This is a genomic window from Methylocystis rosea SV97, assembly GCF_000372845.1.
Taxonomy (GTDB): Bacteria; Pseudomonadota; Alphaproteobacteria; order Rhizobiales; family Beijerinckiaceae; genus Methylocystis; species Methylocystis rosea.
The window spans coordinates 1,761,626-1,787,692 of sequence record NZ_KB889963.1 but is presented as its reverse complement, the minus strand read 5'-3'; the positions used below and the strand labels follow the sequence as shown (position 1 = coordinate 1,787,692).

General features: G+C 65.1%; 20 protein-coding genes and 1 riboswitch. Of the genes, 14 read left to right on the top strand and 6 right to left on the bottom strand.

Annotated elements, in window-relative coordinates; all coding sequences use genetic code 11:
• Window positions 1-71: 71 nt before the first annotated feature.
• Window positions 72-704 carry a cob(I)yrinic acid a,c-diamide adenosyltransferase gene (cobO, locus tag A3OO_RS0109320; RefSeq protein WP_018407574.1) on the bottom strand — a complete coding sequence of 211 codons (633 nt, stop codon included), beginning with the start codon at window positions 702-704 and terminating at the stop codon, window positions 72-74.
• A gap of 48 nt (window positions 705-752) precedes the next feature.
• Window positions 753-948: riboswitch (cobalamin riboswitch) on the top strand.
• A 51-nt stretch (window positions 949-999) separates the two neighbouring features.
• On the opposite strand from cobO, the gene A3OO_RS0109315 reads away from it, so the two are divergent.
• The 12 genes from A3OO_RS0109315 to A3OO_RS0109260 are packed head-to-tail and all read left to right on the top strand — an operon-like array spanning window position 1,000 to window position 13,544.
• Window positions 1,000-1,185 carry a CbtB domain-containing protein gene (locus tag A3OO_RS0109315; RefSeq protein WP_018407573.1) on the top strand — a complete coding sequence of 62 codons (186 nt, stop codon included), beginning with the start codon at window positions 1,000-1,002 and terminating at the stop codon, window positions 1,183-1,185.
• A 12-nt stretch (window positions 1,186-1,197) separates the two neighbouring features.
• The gene (locus tag A3OO_RS0109310) at window positions 1,198-1,860 is read left to right on the top strand and encodes a CbtA family protein (protein WP_018407572.1); all 663 of its coding nucleotides are present in this window, start codon (window positions 1,198-1,200) and stop codon (window positions 1,858-1,860) included.
• On the top strand, window positions 1,857-2,888 hold the full coding sequence (gene cobW, locus A3OO_RS0109305) for a cobalamin biosynthesis protein CobW (RefSeq protein ID WP_018407571.1): 1,032 nt from the start codon (window positions 1,857-1,859) through the stop codon (window positions 2,886-2,888). The genes A3OO_RS0109310 and cobW overlap by 4 nt, the downstream gene beginning before the upstream one ends.
• Window positions 2,889-2,894: 6 nt before the next feature.
• Complete coding sequence (gene cobN, locus A3OO_RS0109300) at window positions 2,895-6,377, top strand: cobaltochelatase subunit CobN (RefSeq protein WP_018407570.1); 3,483 nt, start codon at window positions 2,895-2,897, stop codon at window positions 6,375-6,377.
• Window positions 6,361-7,641, top strand: coding sequence for a precorrin-3B synthase (gene cobG, locus A3OO_RS0109295; protein ID WP_018407569.1), 1,281 nt, complete (start codon window positions 6,361-6,363; stop codon window positions 7,639-7,641). The genes cobN and cobG overlap by 17 nt, the downstream gene beginning before the upstream one ends.
• Window positions 7,638-8,270: a precorrin-8X methylmutase gene (locus A3OO_RS0109290; protein ID WP_018407568.1), complete on the top strand. Its 633-nt coding sequence runs from the start codon at window positions 7,638-7,640 to the stop codon at window positions 8,268-8,270. Before cobG ends, A3OO_RS0109290 begins: the two co-directional genes overlap by 4 nt.
• A complete protein-coding gene (locus A3OO_RS0109285; RefSeq protein WP_018407567.1) occupies window positions 8,267-9,031 on the top strand; it encodes a precorrin-2 C(20)-methyltransferase in 765 nt (254 codons plus the stop codon). The genes A3OO_RS0109290 and A3OO_RS0109285 overlap by 4 nt, the downstream gene beginning before the upstream one ends.
• Complete coding sequence (cobJ, locus tag A3OO_RS0109280; RefSeq protein WP_018407566.1) at window positions 9,028-9,780, top strand: precorrin-3B C(17)-methyltransferase; 753 nt, start codon at window positions 9,028-9,030, stop codon at window positions 9,778-9,780. The genes A3OO_RS0109285 and cobJ overlap by 4 nt, the downstream gene beginning before the upstream one ends.
• Window positions 9,777-10,979, top strand: coding sequence for a bifunctional cobalt-precorrin-7 (C(5))-methyltransferase/cobalt-precorrin-6B (C(15))-methyltransferase (locus A3OO_RS0109275; protein WP_018407565.1), 1,203 nt, complete (start codon window positions 9,777-9,779; stop codon window positions 10,977-10,979). Before cobJ ends, A3OO_RS0109275 begins: the two co-directional genes overlap by 4 nt.
• The gene (locus tag A3OO_RS0109270; protein ID WP_018407564.1) at window positions 10,958-11,374 is read left to right on the top strand and encodes a cobalamin biosynthesis protein; all 417 of its coding nucleotides are present in this window, start codon (window positions 10,958-10,960) and stop codon (window positions 11,372-11,374) included. Before A3OO_RS0109275 ends, A3OO_RS0109270 begins: the two co-directional genes overlap by 22 nt.
• On the top strand, window positions 11,371-12,135 hold the full coding sequence (cobM, locus tag A3OO_RS0109265) for a precorrin-4 C(11)-methyltransferase (protein WP_018407563.1): 765 nt from the start codon (window positions 11,371-11,373) through the stop codon (window positions 12,133-12,135). The genes A3OO_RS0109270 and cobM overlap by 4 nt, the downstream gene beginning before the upstream one ends.
• Window positions 12,132-13,544 (top strand): cobyrinic acid a,c-diamide synthase CobB, encoded by a 1,413-nt coding sequence (locus A3OO_RS0109260; protein WP_018407562.1) that lies wholly within the window; start codon window positions 12,132-12,134, stop codon window positions 13,542-13,544. Before cobM ends, A3OO_RS0109260 begins: the two co-directional genes overlap by 4 nt.
• 226 nt (window positions 13,545-13,770) lie before the next feature.
• Here A3OO_RS0109260 and A3OO_RS0109255 read toward each other — a convergent pair whose 3' ends face one another.
• Entirely contained in the window at window positions 13,771-15,030 is a 1,260-nt protein-coding gene (locus tag A3OO_RS0109255; RefSeq protein ID WP_051080401.1) for a L,D-transpeptidase family protein, read from the bottom strand.
• Window positions 15,031-15,182: 152 nt separating this feature from the next.
• Complete coding sequence (locus A3OO_RS0109250) at window positions 15,183-16,148, bottom strand: acetyl-CoA carboxylase carboxyltransferase subunit alpha (RefSeq protein ID WP_018407560.1); 966 nt, start codon at window positions 16,146-16,148, stop codon at window positions 15,183-15,185.
• Window positions 16,149-16,321: 173 nt separating this feature from the next.
• Here A3OO_RS0109250 and A3OO_RS0109245 point away from each other — a divergent pair, with 173 nt between their 5' ends.
• Window positions 16,322-17,203, top strand: coding sequence for an alpha/beta fold hydrolase (locus A3OO_RS0109245; protein ID WP_026222834.1), 882 nt, complete (start codon window positions 16,322-16,324; stop codon window positions 17,201-17,203).
• Window positions 17,204-17,330: 127 nt separating this feature from the next.
• On the opposite strand, the gene A3OO_RS0109240 is transcribed toward A3OO_RS0109245, so the two are convergent.
• The 3 genes from A3OO_RS0109240 to A3OO_RS0109230 form a co-directional block, all read right to left on the bottom strand.
• Window positions 17,331-18,545 carry a TolC family protein gene (locus tag A3OO_RS0109240; protein WP_245257141.1) on the bottom strand — a complete coding sequence of 405 codons (1,215 nt, stop codon included), beginning with the start codon at window positions 18,543-18,545 and terminating at the stop codon, window positions 17,331-17,333.
• A 140-nt stretch (window positions 18,546-18,685) separates the two neighbouring features.
• Window positions 18,686-21,832, bottom strand: coding sequence for an efflux RND transporter permease subunit (locus A3OO_RS0109235; protein ID WP_018407557.1), 3,147 nt, complete (start codon window positions 21,830-21,832; stop codon window positions 18,686-18,688).
• Between the two features lie 9 nt (window positions 21,833-21,841).
• Complete coding sequence (locus tag A3OO_RS0109230) at window positions 21,842-23,011, bottom strand: efflux RND transporter periplasmic adaptor subunit (protein ID WP_040573777.1); 1,170 nt, start codon at window positions 23,009-23,011, stop codon at window positions 21,842-21,844.
• A 302-nt stretch (window positions 23,012-23,313) separates the two neighbouring features.
• Here A3OO_RS0109230 and pepN point away from each other — a divergent pair, with 302 nt between their 5' ends.
• Window positions 23,314-25,950, top strand: a complete 2,637-nt coding sequence (pepN, locus tag A3OO_RS0109225; RefSeq protein ID WP_018407555.1) for an aminopeptidase N — start codon at window positions 23,314-23,316, stop codon at window positions 25,948-25,950.
• The last annotated feature ends 117 nt before the right edge of the window (window positions 25,951-26,067 follow it).

Sequence of the window (26,067 nt, the reverse complement as noted above, 5' to 3'; positions counted from 1 at the left end):
CGCAAAGCGTATTCTCTACGCGAGCCGCTGCCAAGAGCGATATGCCGGCGGGCTTCAGAACAGGTTTCAGGTTAGAATTCGATTCCCTCCTGCGCTTTGACGCCAGCGCCGAAATGATGCTTGACCAAGGTCATCTCGGTGACGAGATCGGCTGCGGCGATGAGCTCCGGCTTGGCGTTGCGCCCGGTCACGACGACGTTGAGATCGTCGCGCCGCGCGGCGAGCGCGCTAAGCACTTCCTCCAGCGGCAAATGCTCGTAGCGCAGCGCAATGTTCAATTCATCGAGCACCAGCAGGCGAATGTGAGGGTCGTCCATCAGTTCGCACGCCTTCTCCCAGGCGCGCCGCGCCGCCGCCTCGTCCCGCGCGCGGTCCTGGGTCTCCCAGGTGAAGCCCTCGCCGAGCGTATGCCAGGCAACTTGACCGAACTCTTGGCCGAACTCTTGGCCAAGCTTTTCGAGCATGTTGCGCTCACCTGTCTGCCACTGGCCCTTGCCGAACTGAACGACGCCGATCTTCCAGCCATGGCCGAGCGCGCGCAGCGCCAGCCCGAAGGCCGCCGTCGACTTGCCCTTGCCGGCGCCAGTGTGGACCATCAGCAGGCCTTTGCGGGCGACCGTCTTGCCGGCGACCTCGGCGTCCTGGACGGCCTTGCGCTTCTCCATCTTGAGACGATGGCGGCGCGCCTCGTCCTCTTCATTCATCTCGGTCACAGGCGCTCCTCGGCCGGTTTGACGGAAGCCTAAGCCGCGCATATGACTAGTCAGGACGGTCCTTCGCAAGAAGTGAAAAGGGAACGCGGCGTGGGCATTACGCCCCTATCCGCGGCTGCCCCCGCAACTGTAGCCGGCAAGGTCCGCGCCATCTGCCACTGAGCGTGAGGCTTGGGAAGGCGGCGCGGTCCGACGACCCGGGAGCCAGGAGACCTGCCGTCAGGGCGATCAATTTGGATCGCCACGCGCATCGCATCGCCGCCGGTGGGGCGGCAGGGAGACCGATATGAACGCCAAATCATCCGCCAACGCCGCCGCCCTCCCCTCTTCGAGACTTGAGGCGCTGAAGGCCGCCGTTGTTGCGCTTACTCTCGGCTTCGGGCTCGTTTGGCTTGCGGGCTTCGCCTATCCAGAAAGCGTGCATGACGCGGCGCATGACACGCGCCACGCGCTCTCCTTCCCCTGTCACTAGGCCGCAACGCGCTTGATCGCGCGCGTTTTGACGACCGGCCTGATCGCCGGCCTTGTCGCCGGGCTTGCGGTCGCGGCCCTGCAGCACTTCACCACGACGCCGCTCATCCTCGCCTCCGAGGTCTATGAGGCGGCGCAGCATGCGCATGACGGCGGCGAAGCGAGCGCGGCGCTTTCCGGCCTGAGCCGCACGGCGGCGACCAGCGCCGCGACGATCGCCGTCTCGATCGGCTATGCGCTCATTCTTCTCGCCGCGATGCTTTTCTCTGGCGACGCCATCGCGCCGCGCCGCGCCGCGCTCTGGGGCGCCTGCGCCTTCGCCGCAACCGGGCTCGCGACGAGTCTCGGCCTCGCGCCGCAGCTTCCCGGCATGGCGGAAACCGATCTCGCCGTGCGCCAAATCTGGTGGCTTGCGACAGCGCTGTCGACCGGCGCCGGACTCTTCGCCTTGTTGCGGCTTGACTCGACCGCGGCAAAAATCGCCGGCGTCGTGTTGATCGTCGCGCCGCATTTCTTCGCGCCGCAGCCCGCGACGCCCGAGAGCACGGCGCCCGCGGAACTCGCCGCGCGCTTCGCGGCCGCCTCTCTCGCCGTGCAGGCGATCAGCTGGGCGCTTGCCGGCGCGCTCGCCGGTCTCGTCTGGCGACTCCAGTCGCGCCAACAGGAACTCTCATGAGCGCCAAAATCCCTGCAACGATTATCACCGGCTTCCTTGGCGCGGGGAAAACGACGCTCATTCGTCATGTGCTCGAGAACGCCAAGGGTCGACGTCTGGCGCTCGTCATCAATGAATTCGGCGACGTCGGCGTCGACGGCGAAATCCTGCGCGCCTGCGGCGTCGAAAACTGCCCGGAAGAAAACATCGTCGAACTCGCCAACGGCTGTCTGTGCTGCACCGTCGCCGATGATTTCATCCCGGCGATCGAAGCGCTGCTCGCGCATGACAAGCGTCCTGACCACATCATCATCGAGACGTCCGGACTGGCTCTGCCCAAACCGCTCGTCAAGGCGTTCGATTGGCCGGCGATCCGCTCGAAGCTGACGGTTGACGGCGTCATCGCCGTCATCGACGGCAAGGCCGTGGCGGAGGGCCGTTTCGCCGACGATCTCGACGCCATCGCCAAGGAGCGCGAAGACACGCAGACGATCGATCACGACAATCCGCTTGAAGAAGTGTTCGAAGATCAGCTCGCCTGCGCCGATCTTATCATCCTCAACAAGACCGATCTGCTGGGCGCCGACGAAGAACGCGACGTCGCAAACCGTTTGGCGCGAGGCGCTCGGAAAGCGGCGAAGATCGTGCGCGCCAGCGGCGGGCGAGTCGATCCGCTCGTGCTGCTCGGCCTTTCCGCGGCGGCGGAGGATGATCTGGCGACCCGTCCGTCGCATCATGACGCCGAGCCCGGACACGACCATGATGACTTCGACAGTTTCGTCGTGTCGCTCTCGGCGGTCGCCGATCCGGCGGCGCTGGTTGCGAGACTCGCCGAAGCGGCGCGCGCGCATGACGTGCTGCGCATCAAGGGATTCGTCGAAGTTATCGGCAAGCCCATGCGCCTGCTCGTGCAAGGCGTCGGCGCGCGCATCGAACATCATTTCGATCGGGCGTGGAGAGCCGATGAGCAGCGCATGAGTCGCGTCGTGATCATCGGCGAGAAAGGCCTCAATCGCGACGCGGTGATCGCGACGCTGGCGCAGCCGTGATACGCCATGCATCTTCTCCCGCGCGATCTCCATAATCTCGACGACGCCGGCGGCGCGGTCGATCTCGGTCAATCTCCCGCGGAGATCGTGTTTCTATCCTTTTCGGATTCCGAGCTGCGGCTGCTGGCGCGGCTTTATGAGCAAAGTCGCGCGACTCTCCCGAGCTTTCGCTGCGCGTCGCTCGCGCAATTGAAGCACCCCTACTCCGTCGATCTCTATCTCGACGCTGTGGCGCGACATGCGCGGCTGATCGTCGTGCGGCTGCTCGGCGGCAAAGAATATTGGCCCTATGGCGTCGAGCAGCTCGAGGCGCTTGCGCGCGCGAAGGGAATCGCCCTCGCGATCACGCCCGGCGATATGCATGACGACGCGCGCCTGAAGCAGGCGTCGACGCTCGACGCGCAGACGCTCGATCGAATTTGGCGTTTCTTGCAGGATGGCGGTCCAGACAATCTGCGTTCCTTTCTCGGTTACGCCGCGACGATCGCCGGCTATCCGGCGCAGTGGCGCGAAAGCGCTTGCGTCGCCAGCGCCGGGCGGTTCGACGCCGCCTGTCGCGGCGACGGCGCGTTACGCGCGACAATCGTCTTCTATCGCGCCATGTTCCTCGCCGACGACGTTGCGCCGATCGTCGCGCTCGCCGATGCGCTGGCTGAGCGCGGGTTCTCCGTCGAGGCGATCTATGTCGCGAGCCTGAAGGAGGCGGAGAGCGAAGCCTTCGTTTCGGGCGCGCTCGAATCCTTCGCGCCCGACGTCATTATCAACGCCACCGCCTTTTCGGCACGTCGCGACATGGGAAGCGTGCTCGATGGCGCGGACGCGCCGGTGCTGCAGGTCGCACTTGCCACCTCTTCACGCGAAGCATGGGAAGGCTCGACGCGCGGCGCGAACGGCGCCGATCTCGCGATGAATGTCGTTCTGCCGGAAGTTGACGGGCGCATCTTCACGCGCGCGATTTCCTTCAAGGAGGAAGCGCCGCTGCGTCTTGCGGCGGAATTCAGCGAGACGCGGCATGCGCCGGAACGCTCGCGCATCGACTTCGTCGCGGACCTCGCTTTGAACTGGGCGCGGCTGCGGCGCAAACCCAACGCGGAAAAAAGCCTCGCGCTCATTCTCTCCGACTATCCGACGCGACGCGGCCGGGGCGGCTACGCCATCGGCCTCGATGCCGAGGCGAGCGTGCATGAGATCGTCTCGGCGTTGCAAGAGGCGGGATATGACGTTGGCGCGGCGCCCACCTCCCCCTCGAGGGGGGAGGTCGCGTCGCGAAGCGACGCGGGTGGGGGTGACTCTGCGTATTGTGGAACGTCGCCCCACCCCGAACCGCTTCGCGGTTCGACCCTCCCCCAGCCAAAGTCGGCTGTTGCCGACTTTGGCCATTCTAGAAGCGCAAACCGGGAGCACCCGGTTTGCGAGGGGAGGGTGATACGCGCTCTGGAAGATGGATATCAGGCTAACCGCTTCCCGCTCGCCTACTATCTGGCCTTGCTATCGACCCTCCCCGCATCTTTCGTCGCGAGCGTCAACGACGCCTGGGGCGCGCCGCAAGATGATCCTGCCGTCGTCGACGGCGCCTTCCGCTTTTCCTGTCTCGAAGCCGGCAAGCTCGTCATCGCGCTGCAGCCCGATCGCGGCGCGCGCACGGAGCGCTACGAATCCTATCACGACGTGCAGCGCCCGCCGCGTCACGCCTATGTCGCTTTCTATCTTTGGCTGCGGCATGTGCAAAAGATCGATGCGCTCATTCATCTTGGCGCGCATGGCACGCTCGAATGGCTTCCCGGCAAATCAGTCATGCTGTCCGAGGCGTGCGCGCCTGAAGCGGTGCTCGGCCCAACGCCGCTCATCTATCCGTTCATCGTCAACGATCCCGGCGAGGCCGCGCAGGCGAAGCGACGCACATGCGCCGTGACCATCGGCCATCTGACGCCGCCGCTTGTCGACGCCGAACTGTTCGACGCGGCGGCGAAAGTCGAAACGCTTCTCGACGAATATGCGACAGCAAGCGCGCTCGACGCGCGCCGCGCGAAACTCATCGCCGGCGCGATCATCGACGAAGCCGAGCGCAGCGGCCTTGACGCCGAATGCGGCGTCTCGCGCGAGATGGACATCGCCGAGACTTTGACGCGGCTCGACGCCTGGATGTGCGACCTCAAGGACATGCGCATCGGCGACGGACTCCATGTCTTCGGGCGCACCCAGGACCATTCAATCGCCGATCCCGCGCGGGGCGCCTGCGCGCACGCCGAACGCAACGCGCTGATCGCCGCGCTTGCGGGCCGCTTCGTCGAGCCCGGTCCGGCCGGCGCGCCGTCGCGCGGGCGCGCCGACGTTCTGCCTACGGGACGCAATCTTTATTGCATCGATCCGCGCCACGCGCCCACGCAAACGGCCTATGACATTGGCCGGCGCGCCGCCGCCGAGGTGATGACGCGTCACGCGCAACTGCATGGCGAATTCCCGCGCCGCATCATGCTCGACCTGTGGGGCAGCGCCACAATTCGCACCGGCGGCGAAGATTTCGCGCAAGCGCTCGCGCTTCTTGGCGTCGCGCCGCGCTGGGACACGGCGAGCGCGCGCGTCATCGGCTTCGAAATTCTACCACAGGCGCGGCTCGAGTTTCCGCGCGTCGACGTGACGCTGCAGGTCTCGGGGCTGTTTCGCGACATGTTCGGAAATCTCATCGCGCTGTTCGACGACGCCGTGCGCGCGGTCGCCGCGCGCGATGAAGACGCTGAAATCAGTCCGCTGAAAACGGCCGATGATCTGCGCCGCGTCTTCGGAGCCGCTGATGGAACTTACGGAATTGGCGTGAGCGATCGCGTGCTGCGCGGCGAATGGTCGGACCGTGACGATCTTGCGCGCGCCTATCTTTGCGCCGCGGGTCACGCCTATGATCGCGCTGGCGAAAGCAACGAAGCCGTCGCGGCGTTCAGCGCGCGCGTCGCTGACGCCGATGCGCATGTCCATGTGCAAGACATGGCGGAAGTCGACGTTCTGATCGGACCCGCCTTCGCCGATTACGAGGGGGGCTTTGCCGCCGCCAACGCCATGCTTGGCGGCGACGCCGATTTGGTGCATATCGATGCGACGCGGCCGGAACGGTTACGGCCGCGCGCTCTGAAAGACGAAATCGCGCGCATCCTGCGCATGCGGCTCGCCAATCCCCAATGGCTGCAAGGCCAGAAGCGGCACGGTCACCGCGGCGCCGGCGAAATCGCCGAGACGATCGACAATCTCTATGCTTTCGCCGCGACAAGCGGCCTCATCAGCGACGCGCAATTCGATCTCGCTTTTGACGCCACCTTAGGCGATGATGCGACACGGGGTTTTCTTGCTTTAGAGAATCCCCGCGCGCTCACCGCCATCGCGCGCGTTTTTAACGAAGCGCTCGCGCGCGGCTTGTGGAATACGCAACGCAACAGCGTGCGCGGCGCCTTAAGCGATATCGAACACCAAGAGGGAGGGCGTCTTGCAGCCGAGGCCTGAGATCAAGGGCTGGTGTCCCGGAGCCTTCGCGCCGATGCCGAGCGGCGACGGTTTGCTGATCCGCGCCAAGGCGGTCGGCTCTCGCATGAGCGCGGCGCAGGCGCGTGAGATCGCGAGAATTGCGGACAACTGCGGCAATGGGCTGATTGATCTCTCGCAGCGCGCGCAATTGCAGCTGCGCGGAATCAGCGAGGCGACGATCGCCGAAGCCCTGCGCTGCCTCGAGGCGATCGGCATGCTCGCGCCGAGCGCCGACGCCGAACGCGTCACGAATGTCATCACGTCGCCGCTCGCCGGACTCGTCGCTGGCGCTTTCGACGCCAACGCCATGGCGGCGCAGCTCGCCGCTGAGCTACAGCGCGATGGCGCGCTGCGCGCGCTTCCGCCGAAATTTCTTTTTCTTCTCGATGATGGCGGCGCGCTGTCGATCGCCGACGTCGAGGCCGACATTCGGATCGAAGCGATTGCAAACGGGGAGGTCGCAATTCGCATCGCTGGCGTTTCCAATCGCGCCGTCGTCGTCGCGACCGATGACGCGCTCGACGTGGCGTTGCGCTTTGCGCGCGCCTTCGTGGAGCTGCGTGACTGTCATGCGAATAGCTTCAGGCGCGTCCGCGCGTTGGTCGAGGCGCTCGGCGCCGACGCGCTGCCACGCGCGGCCGGATTCGTCATGCGCTTCTGCAAGGAAGCGCCCGCGCCTGCGCGATGGTCGCAAATTTTTGGCGCCCAGCGCCGCGGCGCCGTCGCTTTCGCCGGCGTCGGCGCGCCTTTCGGCCGCTGGCGCGCAGACGAACTCGCGGCGGTCGCCGATTTTGCACAAAGCGAGGGAACAGGCGAACTGCGCCTCACGCCGTGGCGCGCCCTGCTGATCGTCACGCCCGATGAGGACAACGCGCGACGCGTCGTCTCGCGCGCGGAAAACCGCGACTTCATCACGTCGGCAGACGACAAGCGCCTTGCCGTCATCGCCTGTCCCGGAGCGCCGGAATGTCCGCAGGCGGCCGCCGAGACGCGCGCGCATGTCATGGATCTCGCGGCGCTGGCGCAAAAGATCGGCGGCGCTGACGGCGTTGGCCTACATCTTTCGGGCTGCGCAAAAGGCTGCGCCCGGCAGAGCGCCTCGCCCATCACGCTGCTTGCCTGCGCTGAAGGATTCGATCTCATCGAGAACGGCGGCGCCGACGGCGCGCCGCGCTTCCGATCGCTGACCTTCGAGGCCGTCATGCGCGAACTCTCCGCGCGCGCAAGCGGTCGGACGCAATGAGCCGCCGCTTCGACTATATCCATGAAGGCGTGCAGATTTATGCGCGCTCTTTTGCAACCATTCGCGCCGAGTCGAATCTCTCGCGTTTCACGCCCGAGCAGGAAAAGATCGCCGTGCGCATGATCCACGCCTGCGGCATGGTGGAACTCGCCGACGACATCGAATTCTCGCCGGACTTTGTTGCGGCGGCGCGCGACGCGCTGCAGAAGGGCGCGCCGATCCTATGCGACTCCAACATGGTCGCGCATGGCGTCACCCGTTCACGTCTGCCGGCGGAAAACCAGGTGGTCTGCACGCTGCTCGAGCCGCGCGTGCCGGCGCTCGCCGCCGAGATCGGCACCACGCGCAGCGCCGCGGCGCTGGAACTGTGGCGCAATCGTATGGATGGCGCGTTGGTCGCGATCGGCAATGCGCCGACCGCGCTGTTTCGCCTCCTCGAGATGATCGACGAAGGCGCGGCGCCTCCGGCCGCCATCATCGGCATGCCGGTCGGCTTCGTCGGCGCGGCGGAATCGAAGGACGCGCTGCGCGAATACGGCCGCGTCCCCTTCGTGATCGTGAAAGGCCGCAAGGGCGGCAGCGCCATGGCCGCCGCCGCCATCAATGCGCTGGCGAGCGAGCAGGAATGAACGCGCTCGCCTCGACATCGCAAGAAGCCGTCGCGACGCTCGGGGCGCTGATCGGCGTCGGACTCGGTCCTGGCGATCCGGAGCTTGTGACTGTCAAGGCAGCGCGCCTCATCGGCGCGGCGAACGTCGTCGCCTTCTTCGCCAAGCGCGGACGCGCAAGCCACGCGCGCGCGATCGCCGCGCCCTATCTCGCGCCTGGCTGCGAAGAGATCGCGCTGCTCTATCCGGTGACAACGGAGATTCCTTTCGATCAGCCGGAATATGTCTCGTCGCTTCAGGACTTCTATGAAGATTGCGTGATGCGCATTCGCGCCGTGCTCGAAGCCGGCCGCGACGTGACGCTGCTCTGTGAAGGCGATCCGCTGCTCTACGGCTCCTTCATGCATATGTTCGCGCGGCTCGATGCGCGCTTTCGGATCGAGATTTGCGCCGGCGTCTCGGGCATGTCGGGATGTTTCGCCGCGGCGCGCCAGCCGATGGCCTGGGGGGACGACATTCTCACCGTTCTCCCGGCGACTCTCGACGAAGACAGACTTGCGTCGCGCCTCGCCGAAACCGACGCCGCGGTGGTGATGAAGCTCGGCGGCAATTTCGCCAAGCTGCGCCGCGCGATGACTCGCGCCGGCGTCATCGATCGCGCGATCTATGTCGAACGCGGCGCGATGCCCGGCGAAAAGATCATGCGCTTCGCCGACAAGCGCGACGATGACGCGCCCTATTTCTCGATGGCGCTTGTGCCGGGGCGAGGCCGGCGCCCTTGAGCGGCGCGCTCGACATTGTCGGCCTTGGTCCGGCCGACGCGCGATGGCTGACTCACGAGGCGCAGGCGGCGCTCGATGAGGCGCAGGACATTATCGGTTATGCGCCTTATGTCGCGCGCGTTCCCGAGCGCGCAGGACAGACACGGCTTGCAAGCGACAACCGCGTCGAGATCGACCGCGCCCAGGAGGCGCTGGCGCGCGCCGCGCAGGGTCGCCACGTGGCCGTCGTCTCCGGCGGCGATCCCGGCGTCTTCGCAATGGCCGCGGCGGTGTTTGAAGCGGTCGATTGCGGCCCGCGGGAGTGGCGCGATCTCGATATTTGCGTGCTGCCCGGCGTTTCGGCGATGCAGGCGGCGGCGGCGCGGCTCGGCGCGCCGCTCGGCCATGACTTTTGCGCGATCTCGCTGTCCGACAATCTCAAGCCGTGGGACGTCATCGCCAAGCGGCTGGAACATGCCGCGCAAGGCGACTTTGTCATCGCGTTATACAATCCCGCGTCCCGCGCCCGGCCGACGCGCATCGACGACGCCTTTGCGCTGCTGCGTCGTCATCTTCCCGGCGAGACATTCGTTGGCCTCGCGAAATCCGTCGGTCGCGAGAATGAAGAGATCATTCTGACGCGACTTGATGAAGCCGAGGGCGCCAGGGTCGATATGTCGACGCTTGTCGTCATCGGCGCCAGCGGCACGCGGCGCATTGCGCGCGAGGGCGCGCGCGACTGGGTCTATACGTCGCGGAAGTCGATATGAACGCGCCATGGCTGTCGCTGATCGGCCTCGGCGAAGACGGCGCCGACGCTCTCGCGCCGGCGGCGCGCGCGCTCGTCGCGCAAGCCTCGCTGATCGTCGGCGGCGCGCGACATCTCGCGATGATCGACGCGCCGGCGGAGCGCCTGCAGTGGCCCTCGCCGCTCTCCGACGCCTTGCCGAGAATTCTGGCGCAGCGCGGCAAGCCCACGGTGGTTCTGGCCTCAGGCGATCCCTTCTTCTACGGCGTCGGCGATCTCATAGCGCGCCATGTCGCGCCTGACGAAATTTTCTGCGTTCCGGCGCCCTCGGCGTTTTCGCTCGCGGCCGCGCGACTCAAATGGAGCCTGCAGGATTGCGCGCTGTTGTCGCTGCACGGCCGCGCCTTTGAGCGCGTGACGCCGCATCTGCAGCCGCGCGCAAAGATCATCGCGCTCTCCTGGGACGAGTCGACGCCGGCACACCTTGCGCGCCATCTCGCCGAGCGCGGCATGGGCGGATCGCGCGTCTTTGTGCTCGAGCGGCTCGGCGGCGCGCATGAGCGCGTCCGCGACGCGCGCGCCGACACCTTCGGGCTCAATGACATTGCGCCGCTTAATACGGTCGCCGTCGAAGTGGAAGCCGGCGAAGACGCAGCGGTCATCCCGCGTACGCCGGGCCTGCCCGATGATTGGTTCGAGCATGACGGGCAGCTCACCAAACGCGACATCCGCGCCGTGACGCTTTCGGCGCTCGCGCCGCGCAAGGGCGAATTGCTGTGGGACGTCGGCGCCGGCGCGGGCTCCGTCGCCATCGAATGGATGCTGAGCGATCCCGCAAACCGCGCCATCGCTATTGAACGAGACATGGAGCGTGCGGCGCGCATCGCGCGCAACGCGCTGTCGCTCGGCGTCCCGGATCTCAGCATCATCAAGGGCGAAGCCCCGCAAGCGCTCGTTGAACTCGAACCGCCGCAGGCGATCTTCATCGGCGGCGGCGCCGATGCGGCGACGCTCGCCGCCGCGTGGGACGCGCTCCCTCGCTTCGGACGCATTGTCGTCAACGCCGTAACGATTGAGACTCAATCGCTGCTCGCCGACGCCTATCGCGACAAGGGCGGCGAGCTCATACATCTGCAGATAGCGCATGCGCGCCCGATCGGCCGCTTCCATGCGCTTGATCCCGCGATGGCGGTCACACAATGGCGAGCGACAAAGAGATGAACGCGACATATGCCTTCGGGCTCGGCGCAAGACGCGGCGTCGCCGCGAACGATATCGTCGAACTCGTGCGCCGCGTTGCGCAGGCGCATAAGGTCGACCTCAGCGAGGCGAGGCTCTACGCGCTTGAAAGCAAGGCGCAGGAAGCCGGGGTGCACGAGGCGGCGCGCGAACTTGGGCTTGAACTCGTCTTTCTGCCGCTCGCCGCGCTGCGCGCCCGCAAGGCGACCGCGGCGACGCATTCGCCGCGCGTGCAGGCGATGTTCGGCGTGGGCAGCGTCGCCGAAGCCGCGGCGCTCGTCGGCGCCGGACCCAACAGTCGCCTCGTCGCGCCGCGCGTGACGACGCCGGTCGCCGCCTGCGCTCTGGCGAAGCGCGGCGAAGAGAATAACTCATGACCGTGCATTTCATTGGCGCCGGTCCTGGCGCCGCCGATTTGCTGACCCTGCGCGGGCGCGATCTCATCGCGCGATGCCCGGTCTGCCTATACGCCGGCTCGCTCGTGCCCGCGGGAATCCTCGCGCATTGTCCGCCGGGCGCGCGCATCGTCGACACCGCGCCGCTCTCGCTCGACGACATCATCGCTCAGATGCAGCAGGCGCACGACGCCGAGCTCGATGTCGCGCGGCTGCATTCGGGCGATCTTTCGATCTGGAGCGCCGTTGGAGAGCAGATGCGCCGCCTCGACGCGCTCGGCATTCCTTGCACAATGACGCCGGGCGTTCCCGCCTTCGCGGCGGCGAGCGCCGCGTTGAAGCGCGAACTCACGCTGCCCGAAGTCGCGCAATCGCTGGTGCTGACGCGCACGTCGGGGCGCGCCTCATCGATGCCTGAGCGCGAAAGATTGGCGACATTCGCGCAATCCGGCGCGACGCTCGCGATCCATCTCTCGATCCATGTTCTCGCGCGGGTCGTGGAGGAGCTGACGCCTTATTATGGCGACGGCTGTCCCGTGGCGCTCGTTTATCGCGCCTCTTGGCCCGATGAGCGCGTCGTGCGCGGAACGCTCGCCGACATTGAAGGGCGCGCGTCCGAGACGCCGATGGAGCGCACCGCGCTCATTCTCGTCGGACCGGCGCTCGCGAGCGAAGATTTCCGCGAAAGCGCGCTTTACGACGCGGACTATGATCGCCGCTTTCGGCCGAGAGGCGAAGGGTGAACGCGCCTGGCCTGCTGATCGGCGCCGCCCGCTCCTCCTCGGGCAAGACGACGCTGACGCTCGGCCTGATGCGCGCGCTGATGCGGCGCGGCTTACGCGTCGCCCCCGTCAAATGCGGGCCGGATTACATCGACCCTGCCTTTCACGCGGCGGCCACCGGCCGACCCGGCGTCAATCTCGATTCATGGGCGATGAATGCGGCGTTGATTGCGCGGCTCGCCGCGCGGGTGAGCGAAGGCGCGGACATCGTGATCGCCGAAGGCGCGATGGGGCTCTTTGACGGCGCGCCCGGCGGGGCGGCGGGAATCGGCGCCAGCGCCGACATCGCCGCTATGCTCGGCTGGCCGGTCGTGCTCGTTCATGACGTCTCCGGCCAAGGGCAGACGGCGGCGGCGATTATTCGCGGCATCGCTGGACACGACGCGCGCGTAAAGGTCGCCGGCGTCGTGCTGAACCGCGTCGGCTCCGAGCGTCACCGCAGGCTCGCCGGCGAAGCGATCGAGGCGCTTGGCATCCCGGTGTTCGGCGCGCTGCCCCGCAATGAGGCGGTTGCTCTCCCCGAACGCCATCTGGGGCTGGTGCAGGCCGGCGAAACGCAAGGTCTCGACGAGCGTCTCGAGGCGCTGGCCGATTTCATCGAAGCGCATGTGGATGTCGCGGCGATTGTCGCTTGCGCGACGATCGCCGCAATAGGCGATGTCATTCCCGACGCTTCGCGCAAGCGAAGCGATCGGGAATCCAGCATGACGCCAGACGCGCCTGTCGCGGCTCTGGATTCCCGATCGCCCGGTGCGCGGGCGTCGGGAATGACAAGCGTCGTGGCGCTCCCGCCCCCCGCCCAGCGCATCGCGGTCGCGCGCGACGACGCTTTTTCCTTCTTCTATCCGCATCTCGCGCAGAGCTGGCGCGACGCCGGCGCGGAGCTTTGCTTCTTCTCACCGCTCGCCGATGAGGCGCCGCCTGAAGATTGCGATCTCTGCTGGCTGCCGGGCGGCTATCCGGAGCTGCACGCCGGCCGGCTGTCGGCGGCGCAGTCCTTCATAAAGGGGTTGCGGCGTTTCGCTAAAGAGCACTGGGTCCATGGCGAGTGCGGCGGCTACATGGTTCTCGGCCGCGCGCTGATCGACGCGGCGGGCGAGGCGCATGAAATGGCCGGACTGCTGGAACTGGAAACGAGCTTCGCTCAGCGCAAGTTGCATCTCGGCTATCGGCAGGCGCAACTCACGGCGGACCACCCGCTGGGCGATGTCGGATTTCGACTGCGCGGCCATGAATTTCACTATGCGACTGTTCTTCGCGAAGAGGGCCCGCCCTTCGCGCTGGCGCGTGACGCCTATAGCGATGATGAACGCCCGGCCGGACTGGCGAGAAATGGCGTCTCAGGCTCGTTTTTTCACCTGATGGCATAAAAAAGGGCCGCCGGACGAACCAGCGGCCCAAGTCAAGGGAGGAAACGCCCAAGGAGGGCTACGAAGCAAGACAACTCTCGCTGCGTCGCACTTTTATATTGCTGCGCCGCACAAGAGTCAAGATATTTTTCGCTACACGGCAAAGCTTCAGCTAGTCGCCGGCCACCGCTCTAGAAAAAGAAAGCCGCGCCTAGGCGCGGCTTTGAGTTCGAAGGATCCGAGAGTCTCAAAAAGATTTGGATGAATGAGCGGCGGCGGATTTCCTGACGCCAATAGAGGCCGGCGGCGTCGGAATATCTCCCGCTGATGCGTCCCTGTTGGAACGCGCCAATTTTTTAAGGCTGTTGGTGGGGCTTGGATCCGAGGCCGCAAGCGCGGACATGTCGCGGTGGTCGCTGCGCATCGGCGCCATCGCGACGACGCGCGTTTGCCGGCTTTCGTCAGCGGCCTTCGCCCCGGCCAAGGTCACGACCGGAGATTTGACGGCGAGATTGGCGGTTGCCGACCCGGCGCCTCGATTTGGCTTCTCGTCGAGGGCGATTTCGGTCGGCGGAACGATCGTCTCCGGGCGGCTCACCTCTGGAACCCGCGACGCAAAGGCCGGGTGCTGGCCGCCGTCCTGATAAACGATCCGCACCGGCTTCACGCCGCTTTGCGCGAGCTGGGCGATCTTGGCTTGGTCCTTGGCGCTCTTCTCGGCCACCGCCTGGGCGATCTCCGGATCCTGTTTGAGCGGCGGACAGGCGGCCTCCGGATCGAGATTGGCCGCGCCGGCGGCGTTGAACACGTAACGCCGATTACAGAAGGCGACTTGCGGCTCCTGCAAGGTCACCTCGAAATGATCGGAGCCTTCCTTGAGCTGCTTCCAGAAGTCGATGTTCGGATCGAGACGATGTTTGGCGAGATTTTCCGCCGTCATCTTGAAGGGGAAGGATTGCATCTGAATCGCGCGTTGACCGCCGCCGAGCGAAGATCGGGCGATCGCGTAGATTTCGGCGATCTGCTTGTCGGTCATGGAGAAGCAGCCGGCCGACGAGCATGCGCCATGCACCATGATGTCGCCGCCGGTGTGGCCAAGGGCGCGGTCGAGCGCATTCGGATAGCCGACGTTGAACGACAGATAATAGCTTGAGTTCGGATTCATCTGCGCCGGGCCGATGGCGTAAAAGCCCTCCGGCACTTGGCGGTCGCCCTGGCGACGCTTGGGGCCGAGCTGACCCGACCAGCGGCACATCGGAAACGTCTTCAGATGGACGTAATGACCGTCCGACCGCATCTTCCAGATTTCGAGCTCCGCTTCCTTTTTATAGGCGCGGATCAGCATCGGCGCTTCCTTGGTCGTGCCGGCCTGCTCCATCAGAGCGACAGTCTCGGAGGGGATCGGCGCAAGCGAGCGATGCGCGAGACCGCTCTGCTCGCAGGCTGAGAGCGCAAAGGCGGCCAGGACGGCAAGCCCCAGCGCCGGCGCCATGCCTCGAGTCTTCATAGTGTCCCCTCTGGCGGCGCAGTCGCCTCGCAGGCCTCGGAAGCGAGCCGCCGCGCTGATCACGAAAGACAAATAATGGGACGAGAACATGTCCGAATTCGCAAAGAATCGCGCATGTGCGCGCTTTTAGGGCCGATCTTCTGGAATTTACGTTAACGCTTCTCTTCAAGTTTACGGCCCATGGCCAAAAACTTGTCGGCGCGGAATTGTCTCAACTGTTCGCGCGAAAGATTGGCCAGGCCGGCAAGTTCCTTGGCGAGCGCGTCGCCGACGGCGCCAATGGCCGCCTGAGGATCGCGATGGGCGCCGCCCGGCGGCTCCGTCACAATCAGGTCGATGATGCCGAACTTTAAGAGATCCTGCGCTGTAATTTTCATGCTCGTCGCCGCCTCCTGCGCCTTGGCGGAATCGCGCCACAGGATCGAGGCCGAGGCTTCGGGCGATGCGACCGTGTAGACTGAGTGCTCAAGCATCAGCACTCTGTTGGCGGCGGCGATCGCGATCGCGCCGCCGGAGCCGCCCTCGCCCACCACCACCGCGACATTGGGCACGCCGAGCAAGAGCGACACGTCGGTGGAGCGGGCGATCGCCTCGGCCTGCCCGCGCTCTTCGGCGTCAATGCCCGGAAAAGCGCCAGCCGTGTCGACAAGCGAGACCACCGGCAAACCGAAACGGTCGGCGAGCTCCATCAGGCGGACCGCCTTGCGATAGCCTTCCGGCCGCGCCATGCCGAAATTGTGATGAAGCCGGCTCGACGTGTCCGAGCCCTTCTCCTGGCCGATGACGCAGATCGGCTCGCCGCGGAAGCGCCCGAAGCCGCCGACGATCGCGAAGTCCTCGCCGAACAGCCTGTCTCCGGCGAGCGGCGTGAACTCGTCGAAAAGCTGCCGCACATAATCGGAAAAATGTGGTCGCTGCGGGTGCCGCGCCACCTGGATCTTTTGCCAGGGCGTCAGTCCTGCGTAGAGATCCGCGAGCGCCTTCGCGGCTTTGGCCTGGAGCTTGTTGAGCTCCTCGCCGATCGAAACGGCCTCTCCGTTTTCGGCCAGCGCGCGCAGTTCGTCGACCTTGGTTTCGAGTTCTGCGACGGGCTTTTCGAAGTCGAGATAGGAGCGCATTGAGGCGGCGTTTTCCTTTAGGCGAGGGACGCCTCGCGGGCGCGGGCAAACTCGCCGCAACCGGCTTTGAAGTCAAGGAACACAAAGCGCCAACGGCGCAGTTGAAAAACCCGATTCATCGCGTCAATGTCGCTGCGACGGGGGCAGGTTCATCATGCGGGAATGGTCGTTCCATGACGTCTGGGCAAGAGCCGGTTAGCCGCTACATTCGCGCGGCCGACGGGCTCCGCTTGCATTATTTGGACTATCCCGCGCCGCCGGGCGGCGGGAGTCCGCTCCTCCCGGTCGTTTGCCTGCCGGGGCTTGCACGCTCGGCCGATGATTTCGATCGCATCGCCAGGACCCTGCAAGCTGACGGCCGGAGGGTTCTTGCCCTCGACTATCGTGGACGCGGCCGGTCCGACTGGGATCAGGACTGGCGCCGCTATGACTTCGACGTCGAGCAAGCCGACATCATGGCTCAACTTGCCGACGCGGGCGTCGAGCAAGCGGCGTTCATCGGGACGTCACGCGGCGGTCTTCACACAATGCGCATCGCGGCGCGCCGGCCGGGCGTCGTACGCGGCGCCGTGCTCAACGACATCGGACCGAAGATCGAGCATGCCGGCCTGCTCCGCATTAAGCGCTACGTTGGAAGACTGCCGCCAATCGCCTCCATGCGCGAAGCGATCGCCTTGATGCGGATGACCGCCGGCGTCGATTTTTCCGGCGTCTCGCCGCAGGAGTGGGAGGACTATGCGCGCCTCACCTTTGTCGAGAAAGACGGCAAGGTTCAGCTGCGCTACGATCCCGACCTGTCGCATACGCTCGACGCCGTAGCGCCCGATATGGAGCCTGAAGAATATTGGGACGACTTCGCCGCGCTGTCGAATGTTCCGATCCTCGCCATCCGCGGCGCGAACTCGGACATTCTCTCGCCTGAGGTCTTTGACGAGATGGCCCGGCGGGCGCCACGCCTTGAGCGGGCCTGGGTCGAAGGCCAGGCGCACGCGCCGCTGTTGCTTGATCAGCCGACGATTGCGCGCATCGCGGACTTCGTGCGCAAATGTCAATAGAGCGCGCGTCGCCGACGCGCGGGCAGGTCCGAAAACATTGACAGACTTTTTCGATCGGGCCCTGCTCCAACATTATGATTTGAGCGGTTCTTATCGATCACTTGATTCCATGTGATCAGGAGGCGCTCTAAGGCGCATATCCCTGCGCCTGATTGAGTCGGGAGATCGCGACGCCGACATTGATCTCGGCGTTCGCCTCCATGCGCTGCGCATCGAGTTGAATCTGGCGCACGCGATAAAGATCGAAGGCGCTGAGTTCGCCGAGCTTGAACGCTTTGCGCGACAGTTCGAATTGGTCGTTGGCGACGACGAGACGGGCGTTGGCGAATGTCGCCGCGCGCCGCGCCGCCGCCAATGATTCACGCGCAGCTTTTATCTCCGCCAGCACGACGCGCTTCGCGCGTTCATATTCAGCGGTGGCGCGATCCATTTCGGCAAGCGCCTCGGCGCGTCTTGGCTCATTTCGACCGGCGGTCGGAATCGCAATGCGTAAGCGCACGCCAACTGTCGTCGCATCGGTGCGTTGGTCGGAAATTTGCTGCGACGGGTCGGTCGAATATTGATCGTTATGTTCCTGGCGGCCAAAAATTCCGATTTCGGGATTATCGATCGGCGTCGCGTCGACAAGCTCCGCCTGCGCCCGCGCCCGCGCAAGCGCGGCGCGCGGGGCGCGCAGCGACGGATGCTCCTCGATGTCGATGGCCGGGCGCACCGATTCCAGCGCGCCGCTGGGCGGCGCGCCGCCGGTCAAGGCCATGTAGGTGACCTGCGCCACTTTTACCGCGCCCTCCGACTGCGCAAGCTCCGTTTCAGCGGCGAGCGTTTCATTCTTCGCAAGCAGCGCATCGGTCTGGGCGGCGTCGCCAAGCTCGACGCGGCGCGTCATGTCCGCGCCGATATCGCGCGCAGTGGCGACGCGATTGCGCGCAACGGAAACTTCCCGCGCCGCACGTTGCGCGTTCCACCATGCGTCGCGCAAAACGCCAGCGACTTCCAATCGACGGAGCGCGAGGCGCTCCTCCACCTCGAAGAGTCCGGTGTTCACTGTTCCCGCAAGGGCGTCACGTTGCCCCGGCAGCCATAACGGCATGCCGACCTCAAGTTCGGTCTCGTTGTAATTGCGTAGATTGCCGGCGGCCGCATTGCGCTGATAGCCTGCGACATAAGGCGAGCCTGGCGTGAGCGAATTGACTGTCGCGTAACGCGCGGAGATGGCGCGAAACTGCGCCTCGAGCGACCGGCTTTGGGCGTCGATCAGGACAGCCATCTCAAGATGTTTCGCCAACACGCCGCCGCTTCGCTGGGACGGCGGCCGCGCGCCGGCTTTCTTGGGCGATGTCACGCGCGCTTTCTTGGGTGACGGCTTAACAGACGCCTTTATCTGCATCTCCGCCGGCTCGTTCTGCTCCTGTGCAAAGACTCCCGTCTCGAAAAGCGAAGCGAACGCTATCAGGGAAAATGCTGTGAAAACCGCGCCGACCCTCATGCGCGAGCGTCCTCGCGCTCATGCATCGGCGCGGGTCGCCGCATCGCGCGCGCGCGGAACTTCTGACGAAGGACCAAGCCCAGATTGGCGGTGCGGTCATAAAGGATCGGCAGCAGGATCAAGGTCAGCGCCGTGGCCGAGATCAACCCGCCAATGACGACGATGGCGAGCGGGCGCTGGATCTCGGCGCCGGGCCCATGCGCGAACAGGAACGGTATCAAGCCGAAGGCCGCGATGGTGGCGGTGAGCATAACGGGCCGCATGCGCCGACGCGCGCCCTCTAACACCGCTTCGCGCGTGCTGCGCGTGCCTTCAGCCACAAGCTTGTTGATGTAGGAGATGAGCACGACGCCATTGAGCACCGCGATTCCAATAAGCGCGATAAAGCCGACCGACGAGGGCACGGACATAAATTCTCCCGAAAGCCACAGGCCCAAAATGCCGCCGATCGCCGCGAAAGGCACATTGCAGAACACCAGCGTCGCCTGTAGCACCGAGTTGAAGGTTAGATAAAGCAAGAGAAAAATCAGCGCCAGCGCGATCGGCACGACGATCGCGAGTCGGGCCGATGCGCGTTGCTGGTTTTCGAACTGGCCGCCCCATTGATAGCGATATCCCGGCGGCGTCTTTACGTTTTTGGCGACGGCTTTCTTGGCTTCGTCGACGAATCCGACAAGATCCCGTCCCGTCACATTGGCGAGGACGGTGGCGAAGCGACGGCCTTCCTCGCGAATGATCTGGATCGGCCCGTTTTCCACGCGCACGTCGGCGAGTTGCGACAGTTCGACGACTTTGCCTTCCGACGACACCATCGGCAGCCGCGCGAAATCGACGGATGAGCGGCGCGAGGTTTCCGAGCCGCGGATGACGAGCGGCGTGCGGATCGGCCCTTCCAGCACGATGCCGACCGGCTGACCGTCGACCCAAACGCGCAGCGCGTCCTGAATCTCGCCGGCGTTGAGGCCAAAGCGCCCCGCAGCCAGCCGATCGACGCGCGCCGTCAGATAGCGCATGCCGTCGTTCTGCAGACCGAAAACGTCGCGCGATCCCTTGATCTTGCGCAATGTCGCGGTAACCTCGCGGGTGAGGCGGTTAAGCTCATCGAGATCGTCGCCAAATATCTTGACGACCACGTCGCCGCGGGCGCCGATGATCATTTCCTGCACGCGCATGTCGATCGGCTGCGAAAAGGCGTAGGAAATGCCGGGCATGCTATCGAGCACGGCGCGGATCTCGCCCATCAGCCAATCGATATCCTTGCCGCGCCATTCGCTTTGCGGCGCAAGCGTCAGGAAATTATCGGTGTCGTTGAGGCCGACGGGATCGATGCCGAGCTCGTCGGCGCCGGCCCGGGCCATCATTCCCTTGACTTCCGGCACGCGCTCCATGATTGCGCGCTGAATGCGCATGTCGGTCTCCGCGGCCATATTGACGCTGATCGTCGGATGTTTGCGGATGGTGATGACGGGCGTGCCTTCGTTCATCACCGGCATGAAGGTCTGGCCGATGCGCGCATAAGCGGTGAAGGCGACGACGAGGCCAATGACGGCGGCCGCGCCGACAATTAACGGCTTGTCGAGGGCGCGCTTGAGCAGCGGCTCGTAGACGGCGGCGAGCTTGCGCACAAGCCAGGGCTCGTCGGCATGGCCCGGCTTCAGCAACGTCGCGCTCAGCGCCGGCACGACGGTGAGCGACAGCACGAGCGCCGATCCAAGCGCGAAGGCGATGGTCAGCGCCACCGGCGCGAACAAACGCCCTTCCAGCCCTTCGAGAGAGAGCAGCGGCAGGAACACGGTGACGATGATGACCACGCCGGACGTGAGCGGGACGGCGACCTCGCGAGTCCCTTCGAGCGTCATGAAAATGCGATCGGAAAGACTGACATCATGCGCGTGCGCCATGCGATGTTCGACGTTCTCCACGACGACGACCGCGCAGTCGACCAAAAGTCCAATGGCGATCGCAAGACCGCCGAGCGACATGATATTCGCCGAGAGCCCCCACCAGCGCATGATGCCGAACGTGGCGAGCGCGGCGAGCGGCAAAATGACCGACACGACGATCGCGGCGCGAAGATCGCCGAGGAACAAGACGAGCAGGATGACGACAAGGACGATCGCCTCGATCAGCACCTTCTGCACGGTCCAGACCGCCTTGCCGATCAATTCGCTGCGATCGTAGAAGATTTCGATCTTGGCGCCTTTCGGCAGCGTCGGCTCGATTTCGGCCAGCCGCTCCTTCACGCCCTTGACGACAATGCTCGCGTCGGCGCCGCGCAGACCCAGAACCAGCCCCCACACCGCCTCGCCTTCGCCGTTACGCACGACGACGCCGTTGCGCGGCAACGCGCCATTGCGCACTTCGGCGACGTCGCCGACGCGCACGATGCCGGTGTCCCGCGCGGCGATGACGACAGACCGTATTTCCTCCAGCGATCGCAAGCGGCCTTCGGCGCGCACGAGCAACGCTTCCTCGCCATCGCGCACGCGCCCCGCGCCGTCGTTTTTATTGTTGTTGGAAAGCGCCGACTGGAGCATCTCCACCGTGACGCCGCGAGACGCCATGGCGGCGGGGAACGGCGCCACTTCGAAGGTGCGTACGAAGCCGCCGAGCACGTTGAGGTCGGCGACGCCTGGCAGACCACGGATCGCCGGACGTATCGTCCAGTCGAGCAACGTGCGTTGCTCCGTCGGCGTGAGGTCGCCGCCGACAATGGTGAACATCACCATCTCGCCGAGCGGCGTAACGATGGGCGCGAGGCCGCCGGAGACGCCTTCCGGCAATTGGCTCTGCGCCTGCGCCAGACGCTCGTTCACCTGCGCCCGCGCCCAGTAGATGTCTGTCCCTTCCGAAAATTCGAAGGTGATCAGCGTCACCGAATAACGCGTCATCGAGCGCATGCGAACAAGGCTGGGAATGCCCTTCGCCGCGAGCTCGATCGGCACAGTGACGCGCGCCTCCAACTCCTCTGGCGTGAGGCCCGGCGCGCGCATGGCGACCAGCACCTGCACCGGCGCGACGTCTGGAAATGCGTCGATCGGCAGTTTGAAATAGCTGACCGCCCCCCACCCGGCGATGCCAAGTGCGCCAAGAAAGACGAGCAGCCGCTGCTGGAGCGCGACACGAATCAGTCTTTCAAGCATTGCGTATCGTCACCTTTCGGCCTCGGCGAGTTCCGCCAGCAAGGTCAGCAGGCCGCGGGTCGCAACGCGCTCACCCGCCTTGAGCGCGCCCTGGACGGACGCGGACTGCGGTGTCTCGGAAAGTAGCGTCACCGGGGTCGCGACAAAGCCTTCCGGCGAGCGCACGAACACCCAATTGTGATTTTTGAAGTTCACGAGCGCGTCAGCGGAAACGCGCCACTGGGAAACGTCGCCGCCCTTAAGGCGCAGGATCGCCTGGACCGCTTGGCCAGGGCGCAGAGGACTCGATCCAGTCCGAAACTCGGCCACCGCCGTGACCGACTGCGTCGCCGCGTCCACGGTGCGGCCGATGCGAATAAGTCTGCCGTCGATGCCCGCTAACGGCAAATGCACGCGGTCGACGTTGTCCAGTCCAGCGGCGCGGCCAAGGGGGATCTGCAGATTGACCCAGATGGGGTCGAGCCTCGCAATGGTGATGAGGGGCGCCGAGGCCTGCACGCGCTCTCCGGTGGTTCCGTGTCGCTGCAGGACGGTGCCGGTGACCGGCGCGCGCACGACAAGCGCACTTGCGAGCTTGCGATCACGCTGAAGCGCATTGATCTCCTGATCCGTCATGCCGGCCAGCGACAGAATTTGTCTGCGCTCATCGAGCGCCGAGCGCGCCTGAGTCGCCTCGGCGCGCGTGACGATCAATCGCCGCTCGGCGATGATATGCTCCTTGAACAGCTGCTCGTCGCGCCGCAGCTTCTCCGCCGCGAGGTTCGCCTCCGAGACAGCGTGCAGGAAGGCGCGCTGGGCTTCGATGAGTTCCGACGACTTCAACGTCGCGATCGGCGCGCCTTGTTTGACATCCTCGTCGATTGCGACGAGCAGAGTCTCGACGAGACCGGCGGCGGGCGCCGCCACAATGAGAAGTTGCTGCGGCGGCACCGCGACGACGCCGGGCACGACGAGTTCGCCCATGCCCGACTCCTTCTCGACGGGCTGAGTCTCAACGCCGGCGACGCGCATCTGATCTTCGCTGATTTTGACGAGGATCGGCTCCAGGTTCTGGGTCTCAGCCGGTGCAGCTTGCACGGCTGGAGCGCTGAATGTCAGAAGGCCGCCAAGAACGGAAAGGCCAGAGAGAACAAGAAGGCCAAAGATAGGAGCAAGCGCCCGCCGCATGTGACTGATCATAACCTTCGCTTTGCAGGCCGTCCGCCTGCCTTCCGCTGTCGAGGGCATTGGGACGCGCTCCAGAGGCGAAGCGGCGCACGCTGAAGTGACGCGCACAACAGCGGCCGCCGCATTCCTACGGCGCCGCGATGGCTGATTTTGCCCGGATGCGGCGACAGGCTCAAGGCAATTCGGCCGCTCGCCGGAGATTTTCCAAAAGAAACAGGCCGTGCGCTTCCGTATTCGGCGGCTCTGGACGTCGCAAACGACGGCTACCGTTCTATAATCACCGCAGAAACGTGGCCCTAGCCCTGAGGAGCGAAATGCGTCATCCTTCGACCGCCGCCATCCGGCTCGCCGATTATCGTCCTGCCGATTTCGCGATCGATTCCGTCGAACTCGATTTCAGCCTGCATCCGACCAAGACTCGCGTCTCCGCGCGACTGGCGCTGCGCCGCAATCCCGCGGGGGATTCTTCTGCACCCCTCGTGCTCGACGGCGACGAGTTGATGCTGCTGGGCGTGAAGCTCGACGGCCGCACGCTCGGGCCCGGCGAATATGAAGCGACGCCCGATCGCTTTACTCTCACCAATGTCCCCGACGCGCCTTTTACGCTGGAAATCGACACGGAGCTCAATCCGAGCGGCAATACGCAGCTTTCCGGGCTCTATCGCTCCGGCTCGGCCTATTGCACGCAGTGCGAGGCGGAAGGTTTTCGCCGCATCACCTATTTCCTGGACCGGCCCGACGTGCTCAGCGTCTATACGACGCGCATCGAAGCCGAGAAAAGCGACGCGCCGATCCTGCTGTCGAACGGCAATCCGGTCGAGCATGGCGATGTTGCAGGCTCCAATCGCCACTATGCCCTCTGGCGCGATCCATTCCCCAAGCCCTCTTATCTGTTCGCGCTCGTCGGCGGCGATTTGGGCGTTGTGCGCGACCAATTCACGACAATGTCGGGCCGCGTCGTCGAACTGGCCATCTACGTCGAACATGGCAAGGAATCGCGCGCCGCCTATGCGATGGACGCGCTGAAGCGCTCGATGCGCTGGGACGAAGAGAAATTCGGCCGCGAATATGATCTCGACGTGTTCAACATCGTCGCCGTTTCCGACTTCAACATGGGCGCGATGGAGAACAAGGGCCTCAATATCTTCAACGACAAATATGTGCTCGCCTCGCCTGACACCGCGACCGACGGCGATTACGCCGGCATCGAAGGAGTCATCGCGCACGAATATTTCCACAATTGGACGGGCAATCGCATCACCTGCCGCGACTGGTTCCAGCTGTGCCTCAAGGAAGGGCTGACAGTTTTCCGCGACCAGGAATTTTCAGCTGACATGCGCTCGCGCGCGGTTGAGCGCATCGGCGACGTGCGCGGCCTGCGCCTCGCGCAATTTCCCGAAGACGCAGGTCCGCTCGCACATCCCGTGCGTCCGGACGTCTATCAGGAAATCAACAATTTCTATACGTCGACCGTTTATGAGAAGGGCGCTGAAATCATCCGCATGCTGCGGACGCTGATCGGCGAAGACAAATTCCGCCGCGGCATGGATCTTTATTTCGAACGTTTCGACGGGACGGCCGCAACGATCGAAGATTTCCTCTCCTGCTTCGCCGCATCGTCCGGCCGTGACCTGACGCATTTCGCGCTTTGGTACAGTCAGGCGGGGACGCCCGTCGTGACGACGTCAGGCGAATACGATTCCGCCGCCCAGACGTTTGCCTTGAAGCTCAGTCAGCAAACACCTCCAACGCCGGGTCAAACCGACAAGAAGCCGGTCGTGATCCCGCTGGCGGTCGCGCTCTTTGGCGAGAATGGGCAAAAGCTCGATCTCGTGAGCGAAGACGCGGCGCCGACTGAACTTGCCCGTGGTCTGATCGAACTGGACAGCGCCGAGCGCGTCATCCGTTTCCGCGAGATTCCGTCACGGCCCGTGGTCTCGCTGCTGCGCGGCTTTTCCGCGCCTGTGCGCCTCGAGCCGGCGCCTGTGAGCGAGGATCTCGAGCGTCTGCTCGCCTGTGACGACGATCCGTTCAATCGCTGGCAGGCGTCGCAAAGCCTCGCCTTGCGGGCGATCTTCGGTCGACTCGAGACCGGCGCTCTTGACGCCGGGGGGCTGAGCGAAGCGCTGCGACTGCTGCTCGCCAAGGCCGAGGACGATCCGGCTTTGGTCGCACAGGCGCTGTCGCTGCCGTCGGACATCGATCTTGCGCGCGAAAAAGGGCGCGACGTCGACCCGGATCAGCTCTTTGAGGCGCGCATGGCGTTGCGCGCGGAGATCGGCAGGTCACTTGGCTCAGAGCTCGACGCGATCCAAGCGCGCTTTTCCGCCGCTGTCGCCTTTACGCCCGACGCCGCGAGCGCGGGACGCCGGGCATTGCGCAACGTGACGCTTGATCTCCTGGCCGCGGGCGATGCTGACAAAGGTCGATCTCTGGCCACGGCGCAGTTCGAAACCGCCGGGAATATGACGGACAAGCTCGCCGCGCTCGCGACATTGGCGCTTCTCGGCGGCCACGCGCGCGAGGAGGCCTTCGCCCGGTTTTACGCACAATATGCCGGTGACGCGCTTGTCATCGACAAATGGTTCTCGCTGCAGGCGATGATTCCGGAAGCGGCGACCACACAGCGCGTATTGGGTCTGATGACCCACCGGGAATTTTCGATGAGCAACCCCAACCGCGTGCGCGCTTTGATCGGCGCCTTCGCCAACGGCAATCTCACGCGCTTCCATGCGCTCGACGGGTCGGGATATGATTTGCTGACGGCCGTGGTTCTCGAAGTCGATCCGAAGAATCCCCAGGTGTCCGCACGGCTTCTCTCGGCGCTGCGTTCCTGGCGCACGATGGAGTCGCGGCGCCGCGACCTCATCGAAGCCCGGCTCAAGCATATCGTCGCGCAGGAAAATCTTTCGGCGGACCTGCGCGACATCGCCACGCGGGCGCTTGGCTGAGGCGCCCAAAAAAGAGTCGTTAACGTCGCGTTAAGTTCTGGACAATCGCGCGTCGAGAGATTCGAATGAAGGTGATTCGCTCGTAAGCCGCGTTCGCATCACAATCAATTTGGAGGC

Bases quoted from the DNA above. Each gene is read 5' to 3' on its own strand.
- A3OO_RS0109285 (WP_018407567.1), top strand. From the start codon at position 8,267: ATGAACGCGCTCGCCTCGACATCGCAAGAAGCCGTCGCGACGCTCGGG.
- cobW (WP_018407571.1), top strand. From the start codon at position 1,857: ATGAGCGCCAAAATCCCTGCAACGATTATCACCGGCTTCCTTGGCGCG.
- cobO (WP_018407574.1), bottom strand. From the start codon at position 704: ATGAATGAAGAGGACGAGGCGCGCCGCCATCGTCTCAAGATGGAGAAG.
- A3OO_RS0109275 (WP_018407565.1), top strand. From the start codon at position 9,777: ATGAACGCGCCATGGCTGTCGCTGATCGGCCTCGGCGAAGACGGCGCC.
- cobM (WP_018407563.1), top strand. From the start codon at position 11,371: ATGACCGTGCATTTCATTGGCGCCGGTCCTGGCGCCGCCGATTTGCTG.
- A3OO_RS0109235 (WP_018407557.1), bottom strand. From the start codon at position 21,832: ATGCTTGAAAGACTGATTCGTGTCGCGCTCCAGCAGCGGCTGCTCGTC.
- A3OO_RS0109290 (WP_018407568.1), top strand. From the start codon at position 7,638: ATGAGCCGCCGCTTCGACTATATCCATGAAGGCGTGCAGATTTATGCG.
- A3OO_RS0109255 (WP_051080401.1), bottom strand. From the start codon at position 15,030: ATGAAGACTCGAGGCATGGCGCCGGCGCTGGGGCTTGCCGTCCTGGCC.
- pepN (WP_018407555.1), top strand. From the start codon at position 23,314: ATGCGTCATCCTTCGACCGCCGCCATCCGGCTCGCCGATTATCGTCCT.
- cobN (WP_018407570.1), top strand. From the start codon at position 2,895: ATGCATCTTCTCCCGCGCGATCTCCATAATCTCGACGACGCCGGCGGC.
- A3OO_RS0109315 (WP_018407573.1), top strand. From the start codon at position 1,000: ATGAACGCCAAATCATCCGCCAACGCCGCCGCCCTCCCCTCTTCGAGA.
- A3OO_RS0109270 (WP_018407564.1), top strand. From the start codon at position 10,958: ATGGCGAGCGACAAAGAGATGAACGCGACATATGCCTTCGGGCTCGGC.
- A3OO_RS0109245 (WP_026222834.1), top strand. From the start codon at position 16,322: ATGACGTCTGGGCAAGAGCCGGTTAGCCGCTACATTCGCGCGGCCGAC.
- A3OO_RS0109250 (WP_018407560.1), bottom strand. From the start codon at position 16,148: ATGCGCTCCTATCTCGACTTCGAAAAGCCCGTCGCAGAACTCGAAACC.
- A3OO_RS0109230 (WP_040573777.1), bottom strand. From the start codon at position 23,011: ATGATCAGTCACATGCGGCGGGCGCTTGCTCCTATCTTTGGCCTTCTT.